This is a genomic window from Polycladidibacter stylochi (assembly GCF_001562055.1).
Lineage (GTDB): Bacteria > Pseudomonadota > Alphaproteobacteria > Rhizobiales > Stappiaceae > Pseudovibrio > Pseudovibrio stylochi.
In genome coordinates this window covers 1-1,234 of record NZ_LLWE01000028.1, presented here as the reverse complement: position 1 = coordinate 1,234, position 1,234 = coordinate 1, and the positions used below count along the sequence as shown (strand labels likewise).

The following is a 1,234-nucleotide window of genomic DNA, read 5'->3' as shown; positions in this document are numbered from 1 at the left end:
TGATGTGCTCCCCAATTTTCCCCCGGTCGGGAGGTAGAGATTTCTGGACCAAATCAGGAACACGGGCTGGATGCGTATTCCGATTTCATCAGTTCTATCGGCACCTTGTTACCGATAGCTCCATGAGGTCTTTGCTCGTTGTAGTCTCTACGCCACGCCTCCAACTTTTCAGCGGCATCAGATAGGCTCAAGAACCAGTGAGCGTTCAAGCACTCTGCTCGGAACCTGCCGTTGAACGATTCAATGAACGCATTATCTGTCGGTTTTCCAGGCCGGGAGAAATCCAGTGTGACACCGTTATGGTAAGCCCACAAGTCCATATCGCGAGAGATAAACTCTGAGCCTTGATCAACACGGATTGTCTTTGGATAGCCGATCTCTTTGCAGACCCGATCAAGAGTTTTGACAACGTCTTCCCCTCGATAGCTGAAGCGAGGATCAAGAATTGGAACGTATCTCGAGAAGGTATCAATCATTGTCAGAACCCGCATCTTACGGCCGGTGGCCAGTTGATCATGGACAAAATCCATCGCCCATACATCATTGGGGCCAACAGCTTCTTCCCGATCTTCTCGAAGCTTGGCTTTCACCCGACGCTTGGGATGCTTATTGCGCAGCTGTAGCCCCAACTCCTTGTAAATCCTACGTGTCTTCTTGATATTTACCTTCCAACCTTCTCGTCGAAGAAGGACATGGATACGACGATATCCAAAACGTACCCGAGTTTGGCAAATCTCTTTGATCCGCTGCTCCAACGCGGCCTGATCGGGTCGACGGGATTTATAGCGATAGCTGGTGGGATCAAACATGATCACCGAGCAAGCCCGGCGAATGGAAATCCCCCAATCCAACAACATCTCGTCAACCAGCGCTCTCTTCCGAACAGGCCTCAGAGCTTTCGTTTGACAATGTCCTGAAGCATCTCTTTGTCGAGAGACAGATCTGCAACGATTTTTTTCAACCGTGCATTCTCTTGTTCGAGCTCTCGCAGTCGTCTCATCTCTGTCGGCATCAAGCCTGCATACTTCTTGCGCCAGTTATAAAAAGTCGCTTCAGAGATTCCGGCTTCACGACAAATCTCGGCAACAGGAACACCTTCTTCACCACGCTTAACTATGTAAGCTTTCTGTGCGTCCGTAAACTTCGATGCTTTCATATTCTGCTCCTTCCCAGCCAGGAAATTCGTCACAGAAAATTCTAACTCAAATCGAGGGACTTTTCAGGGAGCACATCA

Annotated in this window: 1 protein-coding gene and 1 pseudogene; both read right to left on the bottom strand. The window is 49.3% G+C overall.

Annotated features, from left to right (window positions below):
* Nucleotides 1-53: 53 nt before the first annotated feature.
* The gene (locus AYK67_RS12645) at nt 54-1,037 is read right to left on the bottom strand and encodes an IS3 family transposase (protein ID WP_244266920.1); all 984 of its coding nucleotides are present in this window, start codon (nt 1,035-1,037) and stop codon (nt 54-56) included.
* Nucleotides 1,004-1,156 (bottom strand): annotated as a pseudogene (locus AYK67_RS17610) (transposase); the annotation flags it as partial. The pseudogene AYK67_RS17610 and the gene AYK67_RS12645, both read right to left, overlap by 34 nt.
* Nucleotides 1,157-1,234: the final 78 nt, after the last annotated feature.